Genomic DNA, 11005 nt, shown 5'->3' on the forward strand with positions numbered 1-11005 from the left:
TATTATTCTTATTTTCAAAAGTATAAACTTTTTGGGGTGTGCAAAAATAGTGTTTAATCTTGCAACTACCAAAAAGTCAGAACAAAAAAAATTTCAAATAAGCCGTCACACGATTTGATTAATCGCGTTCCGGTTGTACCTGGAAGTCTTTTTTTCTAAGCACAAAACTATTACTCAAATATTTTTCACGCACAATTTTGTTTTCTGCTAGTTCTTCCGGAGTACCCTGGAAAAGAATTCTTCCTTCAAACAACAGATATGCCCTATCCGTAATGCTCAAAGTTTCCTGAACATTATGGTCGGTTATCAGAATTCCGATATTCTTATCCTTCAGCTTCCAAACAATATGCTGAATATCCTCCACCGCAATAGGGTCTACACCGGCAAACGGTTCATCAAGCATTATGAATTTCGGATCGATAGCCAGACATCTGGCAATCTCAGTTCTTCTGCGTTCACCTCCCGACAGTTGATCTCCCAGATTCTTTCTTACTTTCTGTAATCTGAATTCAGCGATAAGGCTTTCCAGTTTATCCTTTTGGTATTCCGGACTTTTGTTTGTAAGTTCCAATACTGAAGCTATATTATCCTCCACACTCATTTTTCTGAACACCGAAGCCTCCTGTGCCAAATAACCAATTCCCTTCTGTGCACGCTTATAGACAGGATATGATGTTATATCTTCATCATTCAAAAAAATATGCCCTTCATTTGGAACAATCAGTCCGGTTGTCATATAGAACGATGTAGTTTTTCCTGCGCCGTTAGGTCCAAGTAAACCTACGATTTCTCCCTGTTTTACATTTATCGACACATCGTTTACTACAGTTCTTTTACCATATTTCTTGACAAGATTCTCCGTACGAAGTACCATACATTCGTTATAATCCACCTGTGAGCTTGTACCCCCAGCGTTACCTTCGTATTCTTTATCTTTCAATTCTTCCATATAGACAATTTTGAGCACAAAAGTAGTAAAATTCTTGGGTTATATGGTCATTTCCATTAAAATCATCCTATCTTTTATTATTTAATAGCTAAAAAACAGTACTTTTGCAACAAATTATTTTTAACATCATGATAAGACCAATCAGTATTTTAGGTAAATACGTCATTCTCATGGGCAGAGTTTTTTCACGTCCAGAAAGAATTAGGATGTATTTCAAACAATATGTGAACGAATTATTCCAACTCGGAATAAATTCCATTGGAATAGTACTCCTTATTTCATTCTTCATAGGAGCCGTTATATGTATCCAGATAAAGCTCAACATAGAAAGTCCATGGATGCCGAGATTCGTAGTAGGATATACCACACGCGAAATCCTGTTGCTTGAATTTTCATCAGCCATAATGTGTCTGATACTGGCAGGTAAGGTAGGTTCCAACATAGCTTCTGAGATTGGCACAATGCGTGTCACACAACAAATAGACGCACTTGAAATTATGGGTATAAACTCAGCCTCATATCTTATACTTCCTAAAATATTGGGACTTATGACAATGATTCCATTTCTGGTTATTTTCAGTATATTTGCAGGAATTGTCGGGGCTTTCTGTACAGCATGGTTTGCAGGAATAATGAATGCAACGGACCTTGAATATGGTCTCCAATACTGCTTCATCGAATGGTATATATGGTGTAGTTTTATCAAGTCGTTATTCTTTGCATTTATTATAGCCAGCGTTTCGGCTTATTTCGGTTACACGGTAGAAGGTGGCTCCATTTCAGTAGGTAAAGCCAGTACAAATGCTGTAGTATCAAGCAGCGTACTCATTCTATTCTCAGATTTAATTCTTACACAACTATTAATGGGATGATACAATTAAAATCTATATGTAAGTCATTTGAAGGAAAGACTGTCCTAGATGACATCAATTTCACTTTCGAAAACGGAAAGACCAACCTCATTATAGGTCAAAGCGGTTCCGGTAAAACCGTTCTTATGAAATGTATAGTGGGACTATTAACCCCCGAAAAAGGCGAAGTGCTTTATGACAACAGGAATCTGCTTGGTATGGGTAAGGTAGAAAAGAAAACCTTACGCAAGGAAATGGGAATGATATTCCAAAGCGCAGCATTATTCGATTCACTGTCCGTACTTGAGAATGTCATGTTTCCTCTTGATATGTTTTCAAACGACACATATCGCGACAGGGTAAAACGCGCACAATTCTGTCTGGACAGGGTAAACCTTCTGGATGCACAAAACAAATATCCAGGCGAGATAAGTGGAGGTATGCAAAAGCGAGTAGCAATAGCCAGAGCAATAGCATTGAACCCGCAATATCTGTTTTGCGACGAACCAAACTCAGGACTTGACCCTAAGACATCTCTGGTGATTGACGAACTTATACACGACATCACCACAGAATTCAACATGACAACCATCATCAACACCCACGACATGAACTCAGTGATGGGTATAGGCGACAGTATCCTGTACATATATCAGGGACACAAAGAATGGTCAGGCACAAAAGATGAAGTGTTTACGGCAACAAATGAAAGGCTGAACAATTTCATTTTTGCATCCGACCTTTTAAGAAAAGTAAAGACTGAAGAAAATAAAAACAAGAACTTATAAAACAATACTTCCCTGCCGATATTTCATATTGTATTGAAAATATTGACAGGGAAGTATTGTTTTCATATATAGACAGAAGATTTTATCCTTCTCGTCTCATCTTATACCCATAAACTACTATCACGACAAAACAAATCAACGGAAGTATAAACGAAATATTCACGGCTGGCATTCCAAACAAAGTCTTGCAGTCTATAATGGATGCCTGAAGCGGTGGCAATACAGATCCTCCAAGAATAGCCATAATCAGCCCGGCAGCACCGAATTTTGCGTCATCGCCCATACCCTTCAATGCTATACCATATATAGTAGGGAACATCAGAGACATACAAGCAGAAACTCCTACAAGACAATACATTCCCCCAATATTCTCCAGGCTAATAACTCCTGCCGTAAGTACTATTGCCGCTACGGACAAAACCATAAGCAACATTCCTGGTTTGACAAAACGGAGCATAAATGTACAAACGAAACGACTTACACAAAATATAATCATTGCCACTATATTATATTTCTGAGAGAGTACCTCAGCCGCTTGTTCTTCCATTCCTTGTGCCATAAACAGACGTGTACCGTACTGGATGATGAATGTCCAGCACATTATCTGAGCACCTACATAAAAGAACTGTGCTATGACACCATACTTATATCTTCTTCTTGAGAAAATACGCTTCAATGTAGGAATAAAATCGATAGAATGTGACTGATCTGCATTTCTTGGCATCTTCGACATCCTGATAACTATAAGCATAGCTATAATAACAAGACCAATCACCAGATAAGGAGCAATAAGAACAGACAAATCCGAGTCCCTGACTGCTTCAAATTCAGCCTGACTCAACTGCGCTCTTTCTACAGTATCCATTGGATGCAACTTGTTCTGGATAAAGTTCATCGCAACATACATTCCCATCAGAGAACCTATCGGATTGAATGCCTGAGCCAGATTAAGACGACGCGTAGCTGTTTCTTCCGGACCCATTGAAAGTATATAAGGATTACAACTTGTTTCCAGAAAAGACAATCCGCATGTCATAACAAAATATGCCAATAGAAACGGATGATAGTCACCTGTCAGTTTTGCCGGGAAAAAAGCCAATGCACCGAGAGCATACAATCCCAGTCCTAACAGTACTCCGGCCTTATATGTATATTTCCTTATAAACATGGCTGCCGGAAAAGCCATAGCAAAATATCCGCCATAAAAAGCCACTTGTACCAAAGCCCCATCAGTAACACTCATTCTGAATATTTTTGAAAAAGCCTTTACCATCGGATTGGTAATATCGTTTGCAAATCCCCACAATGCAAAGCAAAACGTAATCAACACAAAAGGGAACAAATAACTTACGCCGTCTTTGCTAATAATAGATTGTTTCATGAATAATTTTAAAGTTTAGGTTAATGAATTAATAGAAAGGTATAAAAATCAATACAGGTAAAACATCCTTTCCATAGGCTGCCACTTCTCGGATGATGTACTTCCCGGTTCTGAGCACTGGAATATAGACATATAATCTTCCCACTCCTGCTGTCTTGGCAATACTGCCAGTTTTTCCATTGCCGAATCCCAATCAAAATCCAATGAAGTTTCCACAATCATAAAAAGCCTTGTCCCCAGAATATAAATCTCCATTTCCAATATTCCAACGCTGCGTATGCCTTCAAGTATCTCAGACCATATTTTTTCTTTGCTGTGACGCAATTTGTATTCGGCTATCAACTCCGGATTATTTCTCAAATCCATTGTTCTACAGTATCTCTTCACATTACAGCCATGATTCTTTGCCGCATATCCAGTATTTTCCATATGTATTACCTTAATATATTATTTATCTAAATTTTGTACTAAAATATTTCCTATGGCAGTAGCCTCAACCGGACCGGCATCTACATCAAGTCCTGTAGCCAAAGCCGTCAGTCGGTTCAGATATTTGTTTTGCGAACCTCCACCAATTATATGTAATTTTTCAACAGAACGAGGCAATAATTTGTTCAATCCCTCTATTCCTTTTTTGTATCTGTCTGCCAATGATAACAATATGCATTTCACAAACTCTCCCTGTGTTTGCGGGATTTGTTGTCCGCTCTCCTTACAATAAGAGATTATTGCGTCTGCCATATTCAGCGGGCTGGTAAAGACGTTATTGTCAACATCTACTATTGATGATATATTCGCTTTCTCTGCTTCAGGAATCAGAACATCGTATTCAGTACATTTTCCTTCTTCTGCCCATTCGGACATTAATTTCTGAAGAATCCACAGTCCGGTGATATTCTGTAGGAAACAGATTTTACCATTCACACCACCTTCGTTTGTAAATCCGTTAACTCTGGCTTCTTCAGAAAGAATCGGCTCGTCTGTCACTACTCCAAGCAAAGACCATGTTCCTGAACTTAAAAATGCTGTCACTTTTTCGTTTTCATCAGCAGGAACAGCATATACCGCACTCGCCGTGTCATGCGATGCCACTGCTATAACCTTAACATCATAATCCAGCCCAAGTTCTTCCTTTATCTCAGGCTTCAGCACTCCTCTTTCCTGCCCAGGCATTACGATTTCGCAGAAGATATGTTCAGGCAATCCCAATTGGCGTATAAGTTCATAATTCCACTTATGCGCCTTGATATCCATTAGCTCCGAAGTAGATGCTATGCTATATTCATTATTTGCAACACCGGTAAGGAAATAACTGAACAAATCAGGCATGAACAACAACTTATCTGCCACAGAAAGCAACGGACTGTTTTCTTCTTTCATCGCATAAAGCTGAAACAGCGTGTTTATTGCCATCACCTGTGTGCCACTGACAGAGTAATGTTCGCTTGGATCAATAATCTTAAAAACCTTTTCAGGCATACCGTCCGTACGACTGTCACGGTAACAGACCGGATTACCTATGAGATTTCCATTCTTATCTATAAGTCCGAAATCAACACCCCATGTATCTATGCCGATACTTTTTATTCTATATCCTTTTTCAACAGCCATACGTATTCCTCTCTTCATATCTTCAAAAAGAGAAAGGAAATCCCAATATATATGGCCACCCATCCTTACCTGCCTGTTCTGAAAACGATATATCGTATCCAGACAAGTTTTACCATCGGAGACGTAGCCGGCAATCACTCGCCCGCTACCTCCCCCGAAGTCTATTGCTAAATTTGCTTCTTTCATTTTGTTTTCTTTCCTAAAACGTAGGTTTCCAAATCATCTATCTCGGCACCGGTAAGCGTATCATATTTACCACCTGAAAGAATAATGATTCGACATGCCATCTCAAAAAACATAGCTCTTTCGAAAGCTTGATCAAAATCTTTTCCACAAACTACCTGACCATGTTTTCTAAGAAGGACAGAATTATGATCTTTCAAGGCAGCGACAACAGCCTCTGCCAGTTCTTTGGAACCAGGCCTGAAATATGGTACTACAGGTATTTCTGCTCCTACATGACAAGGTACTTCAGCAGTAACATTAAAATCTTCAGGCAATTCCTTCATACATGCAACTGCTGTTGCGTAAGGTGACTGGAAGTGAAGAACCACGTTTACGTCAGGTCTTTCTCTCAATACTCCAAGATGAAAGCCATGCTCCATCGACGGTTTAACTCCATTAAGAACTTCACCTGTTTCAAGTTTGCATATTGAAACCTTTTCTTTTGGCAATGACGGTACCCATGATCCTGTACCTGAAAGAAGAACTTCATCACCTACTCTCCATGAGATGTTACCGCTACTGCATATTGTCAAACCTGCATCGCCTACACGGTGAGCTTCCGAAATGAATTTTTCTATCTGTTCGTTAGTTATCATAATACTTTCTTATATAAGTCCAAAATAATTTCTTCTGTCACCTCACGAGGATTTCCCGGTGTACATACATCTGCATAAGCAGCCTTGGCAAGACAAGGAAGATCCTCTGCCTTGATTCCAAGTTCTGACAAATGCTGAGGTATTCCTACACGTACAGACAATTCCTTAACCGCCTTAACAGCAGCATCCGCAGCTTCCTCTTTTGTCATTCCTGCTGAATAGACATTCATTGCCTTAGCTATGTCAACATACTTGTCAAGCGCTGCTGGAGCATTGAATTCCATGATTGTTGGCAAAAGCAATGCATTAGCAACACCGTGAGGAATGTCGAAGATTGCTCCCAATGGATGAGCCATACCATGCACTACTCCCAAACCTACGTTAGAGAAGGCCATACCGGCTATGTACTGTGCAACGGCCATTCCGTTACGGGCTTCCGCATTGTTTGGTTCGTTCACTGCTGTTTCAAGATAGCGTGCTATCATCTCGATTGCCTTGATTTCAAACATGTCACTCATCTCCCATGCACCTTTAGTGATAAGACCTTCGATGGCATGAGTCAATGCGTCCAGACCTGTAGCGGCTGTCAGACTCTTAGGAAGAGTGTACATAAGTTCAGCATCAACTATTGCAATGGCAGGGATATCGTTAGGGTCAACGCAAACCATCTTCTTCTGGTTTTCCTCATCGGTGATAACATAATTGATTGTAACTTCTGCTGCTGTTCCGGCTGTAGTTGGAAGAGCTATGATAGGCACTGATTTCTTCTTTGTATCGGCAACTCCTTCAAGAGATACTACATCTGAGAATTCAGGATTGTTGGTTATGATACCAATAGCCTTGGCTGTGTCCATTGATGAACCGCCGCCTATGGCTATTATGAAATCTGCTCCTGAAGCTGCATATGCTGCAAGACCTGCCTTAACATTAGAGACTGTCGGGTTAGGCTTGATTTCGCTGAATACTTCGTATGGGATATTGGCATTGCGCAATACTGACAATACTTTTTCGGCAACACCAAACTTTATCAAATCCTTGTCTGTAGCTACAAAAGCTTTTTTCAAACCCAGACGTGAAATCTCTTTTGGAAGCACTTCCCTTGCTCCAGGACCGAAGTAAGATACTTCGTTCAATATAAATCGGTTTATCATAATAATCTGATTTTATGAAGTCACGAACAGACAGCGAATTTTCACCGTATGTTCATAATCTTCAAAATTAACTATAATCTTATAATCACCAACAACAATTCATCAATTACTTATAAATTGGTCCATAATTCTGGCATGCTCTATAGTCAGCACCTTCTTTATCCATACCGAATGCATTCCATGCAGCAGGACGGAAAATCTTATCATCGTCAACATTGTGCATACATACAGGGATACGGAGAATTGAAGCCAAAGTAATCAGATCCTGACCGATATGACCATAGCTGATAGCTCCATGGTTTGCTCCCCAGTTATTCATTACAGAATATACATCCTTGAACGCAGGTTTGTCGCACAAGCGTGGTACGAACCATGTAGTAGGCCATGTGCGGTCAGTACGTTCGTCAAGATGTTTATGTATTTCATGATCAATTTCCACAGTCCAACCTTCTGCAATCTGAAGCACAGGACCAAGGCCTTTCACCAAGTTAAGACGGCTCATAGTGACAGGCATACCGCCTTTTGACAGGAAGTTTGAAGAGAAACCGCCTCCACGGAAATAATCTCTGTTAGCAGGATACCATGTAGTAGCTTCAAGACATTTTTCCACTTCAGCATCTGTGATTTCCCAAGCCGGTTTCATTGTAGGATTTCCCTCCGCATCTGTCTGCTGGCCTGTTCCGTCAAGAGTTGTTGCACCGGAATTGATAAGGTGTATGATACCGTTCTTTGCCAATCCTGTAAGTTCTTTTCCTGTCACACGCTTAACAGCTTCCGGACTCCAGTATGTACGTACATCAGAGAAGATCTGTGCACGGTTTGTCAACAAGTGACCGAAGAGCATAGCAACCCCGTTGCAAGCATCGTTTTCAGTAGCCACAACGAATGCTTCACGGATACCGTTCCAGTCGAACGATGTATTAAGCAACGCTTCAGAATAATCACCGTTTGGATAGAAGTCAGTCCACTGGCGTTGTCCCTGGAAGCCGGCAGCAATTGCATTATGTCCTAAAGCTTCTTCCTTGAATCCCATTTCCTTCAGTTTAGGATTACCAGTCATAAGGTCGCGCATGATGATAGTCATCTTGACGATAAATTCCCAGTCGGCATCCTTTTCTTCACGAGTCTTTTTCTTTGCATCTACATTGAAATCAATACCTTCGTTCTTCTTGCAATACTTCTCTGTCCACGCCATAGCTTTGGCATATTCTTCCTTATCGTAGATACCTTCAGTCATACGACGGATTATTTCAGTCAAGTCAACAGACTCATTACGCATTCCGAGATATTCCTGGAAGAAATCAGGATTTACGATAGACCCTGCAATACCCATTGACACACTACCCATAGAGAGATATGACTTGCCACGCATTGTTGCAACAGCCTGTGCCGCACGAGCAAAACGAAGAATCTTTTCAGCTACATCTGCTGGGATTGTATTATCTTCGATATCCTGTACATCATGACCATAGATACCAAAAGCAGGCAAACCTTTCTGTGCATGTCCCGCAAGTACCGCTGCCAGATAAACAGCTCCCGGTCTTTCAGTTCCGTTGAATCCCCAAACAGCCTTTGGATAATAAGGATTCATATCCATTGTTTCAGCTCCATAACACCAGCATGAAGTAACGGTTATAGTAGCACCTACACCTTCACGTTCAAACTTTTCCGCACATGCTGCACTTTCAGCCACACGTCCTATAGTAGAATAAGCGATAACACATTCAACAGGACTTCCGTCTCCATTTTTCAGATTAGAAGAAATAAGTTCTGCCACAGCCTTGGCAAGGTTCATTGTTTTTTCTTCAAGACTTTCGCGAACACCACCCTGACGTCCGTCGATTGTGGGACGAATCCCGATTTTCGGATAATTTTTCATTGTTTCGATAGTTTATAAAGTTTGTATCTAATATTTTTACTGACATATTCCAGCATGACACAACTATGCTGAACTATGCTGATTCATCTGTATTAATAAAGGAACTACTGTATATGAGTAAAACTGAATTTATACTGAATTACGTAAATGTACCTCAGTATGAAGATAAGTCCGGACTGGCACACCTGTAAGTATGAATTTAGCAGCCTGTTTTCCCATCTCATCCCAATTTACACTCAATGCAGTGATTCCGTCGTCTATAACTTCGTATGCAGGCGTGTCATTATATGCAATAATACCAAAATCGCGTCCGCATTTCATTCCCTTTTCCCTACTCCTTTTTATTATATTCACAACATCTGTCTGTCGTATGACTATATAAGCCACACCATTTTCAACATCTAAGACATCCTCCTGTTCCGATATTTCAGAAACTATATCATTATCATGACAATACTGCCTGAAACTGTCAGCCGACACCCTAGGATGTTTTGAATCAGCCGGCAACTGAAATACAATCTTACGATATTTCCTCAGTCTTTCTGTCAGCAGAGTGAGGGCATTATAGAATTCATCATCAAAATTCTGGCAGATATAAGAATAATTATCTTTCTCGAACTTTCCAAAATCAAGAAGCAACAGGCGGGAAGGATTTATTTTATTGAATAAAGGAGAAAATTTCTCGTTATCAAAATTCATTACCACATAATAATTGTAGCGTCCTATTGCTTCGTGCAAAATAGTATTGAAAATATGCTCATTATATTGATGAAACCATAAATCAACCTTATACGAAGTAGAAAGTTTTCGTATAAAGCTATTATATAATGTATTTTTAAAAGGAGAATATTCGTCAAGCAAAAGAAAGATTTTCTCCTGACGATTGATTACATAATAACCTTTACCTGGAGTTGAATCTATAAGTTTCCTCTCGCGCAAATCAGAAAACGCCTTAAAAACAGTATCGCGCGAAACATTGTAAGCCTTACTAAGATAATTAATAGAAGGCAGACTTGTATCTGTCTTATATTTTCCAATCATGATATCCTGTTCAATGATATCAGAAAGTTGCTTAACCTTTGTAGACTGCTGTCCAAAGCTTACTTTTTCTTTCATTTGCAATACTTTAACTGTGCTGAACCATACTGACGCAAAGGAATGAATTTTATTTATCACAGCAAAAGATTAGGACATGTTTAACAACAGAAAAATAAAAAAAGACATGGCCAATCACAACTTCAATTCAAACTGCCCAAATCAGGATTAAAACTTGCCCAAATTCGATTTTAGACTTGCCCACGTTTTACCTGAAATTTGCCCATGTTTTAGAGTGTATTTTGAAGCATGTGGAGTATTGTCATGAATTTGCAATTCTGAAAGTATTTTTTTACATTTGCATATTAAAGCAAAATAAGGAGACAGATTCATTGTTATATAAAGTTTAATCATTAAGTAAGTGATCTAAAATATTTTTATATTCAGCATAAATTATTAATATTGTCTCATGATATTTTAGAAATTGAATCATGAAACATATAAAAGTGCTTGAATTGAGTGAGGCTGATCGCCTCAAA

10 protein-coding genes are annotated in these 11005 nt (G+C 39.4%); 2 read left to right on the forward strand and 8 right to left on the reverse strand.

The window, feature by feature from the left end; translation table 11 throughout:
• Window positions 1-118: 118 nt before the first annotated feature.
• Window positions 119-874: an LPS export ABC transporter ATP-binding protein gene (gene lptB / locus I6E24_RS05240; protein WP_235326840.1), complete on the reverse strand. Its 756-nt coding sequence runs from the start codon at window positions 872-874 to the stop codon at window positions 119-121.
• Window positions 875-1077: 203 nt separating this feature from the next.
• Between lptB and I6E24_RS05245 the strand changes: the two genes are divergently transcribed.
• Window positions 1078-1821, forward strand: a complete 744-nt coding sequence (locus tag I6E24_RS05245) for an MlaE family ABC transporter permease (protein ID WP_235326819.1) — start codon at window positions 1078-1080, stop codon at window positions 1819-1821.
• Window positions 1818-2588, forward strand: a complete 771-nt coding sequence (locus tag I6E24_RS05250; protein ID WP_235326821.1) for an ABC transporter ATP-binding protein — start codon at window positions 1818-1820, stop codon at window positions 2586-2588. The genes I6E24_RS05245 and I6E24_RS05250 overlap by 4 nt, the downstream gene beginning before the upstream one ends.
• A gap of 82 nt (window positions 2589-2670) precedes the next feature.
• Here the strand turns inward: I6E24_RS05250 and fucP are convergent, their stop codons facing one another.
• The 7 genes from fucP to I6E24_RS05285 all read right to left on the reverse strand — a co-directional run bounded on the left by fucP (window position 2671) and on the right by I6E24_RS05285 (window position 10547).
• Window positions 2671-3969 (reverse strand): L-fucose:H+ symporter permease, encoded by a 1299-nt coding sequence (fucP, locus tag I6E24_RS05255; protein ID WP_235326822.1) that lies wholly within the window; start codon window positions 3967-3969, stop codon window positions 2671-2673.
• A 48-nt stretch (window positions 3970-4017) separates the two neighbouring features.
• Entirely contained in the window at window positions 4018-4404 is a 387-nt protein-coding gene (locus tag I6E24_RS05260) for an L-rhamnose mutarotase (protein WP_394800363.1), read from the reverse strand.
• A 12-nt stretch (window positions 4405-4416) separates the two neighbouring features.
• Window positions 4417-5766, reverse strand: coding sequence for a rhamnulokinase (locus I6E24_RS05265; RefSeq protein ID WP_235326826.1), 1350 nt, complete (start codon window positions 5764-5766; stop codon window positions 4417-4419).
• Entirely contained in the window at window positions 5763-6401 is a 639-nt protein-coding gene (locus I6E24_RS05270) for a class II aldolase/adducin family protein (protein WP_235326828.1), read from the reverse strand. Before I6E24_RS05270 ends, I6E24_RS05265 begins: the two co-directional genes overlap by 4 nt.
• Entirely contained in the window at window positions 6398-7552 is a 1155-nt protein-coding gene (gene fucO / locus I6E24_RS05275) for a lactaldehyde reductase (RefSeq protein ID WP_235326830.1), read from the reverse strand. The genes I6E24_RS05270 and fucO overlap by 4 nt, the downstream gene beginning before the upstream one ends.
• A gap of 106 nt (window positions 7553-7658) precedes the next feature.
• Entirely contained in the window at window positions 7659-9431 is a 1773-nt protein-coding gene (gene fucI / locus I6E24_RS05280; protein ID WP_235326832.1) for an L-fucose isomerase, read from the reverse strand.
• 129 nt (window positions 9432-9560) lie between these two features.
• The gene (locus I6E24_RS05285) at window positions 9561-10547 is read right to left on the reverse strand and encodes a GntR family transcriptional regulator (RefSeq protein ID WP_235326834.1); all 987 of its coding nucleotides are present in this window, start codon (window positions 10545-10547) and stop codon (window positions 9561-9563) included.
• Window positions 10548-11005: the final 458 nt, after the last annotated feature.

Origin of the sequence: Bacteroides caecigallinarum, from assembly GCF_021530995.1 — a bacterium.
Classification (GTDB): Bacteria; Bacteroidota; Bacteroidia; order Bacteroidales; family Bacteroidaceae; genus Phocaeicola; species Phocaeicola faecigallinarum.